This is a genomic window from Halomonas sp. ND22Bw (genome assembly GCF_003011945.1).
GTDB classification, from domain to species: Bacteria; Pseudomonadota; Gammaproteobacteria; order Pseudomonadales; family Halomonadaceae; genus Halomonas; species Halomonas halophila.
On the sequence record NZ_PXWD01001386.1, the window covers coordinates 1 to 251 of the forward strand.

The 251-nt window shown below is 63.7% G+C and carries 1 pseudogene; it reads left to right on the top strand.

Going from position 1 to position 251, the window contains the following annotated elements:
- Nucleotides 1-106 precede the first annotated feature (106 nt).
- Nucleotides 107-251, top strand: a pseudogene (gene prfB, locus CVH10_RS27385) (peptide chain release factor 2); the annotation flags it as partial.

Here is a 251-nt window from a genome sequence, read left to right on the forward strand (position 1 = left end):
CATCGGGTCAGCGATCCGGAGCGCGGGGCCTCAGGCCGTTTACACCACCGGGGCGTCCCGGTATCACCCGGTCCCACACCCCGAAAACACGAGCCCGAAACACCAGATGCGCGCCGAGATCGAACAACTCTCGGATGCCGCCAAGCAGTCGATCTGACTGCTGAGGAGGCATCTTTGACTGGGATACCGTCGAGCAACGCCTCGCGGAGCTGAATGCGGCTTCCGAGAACCCCGAGCTTTGGAACGACGCC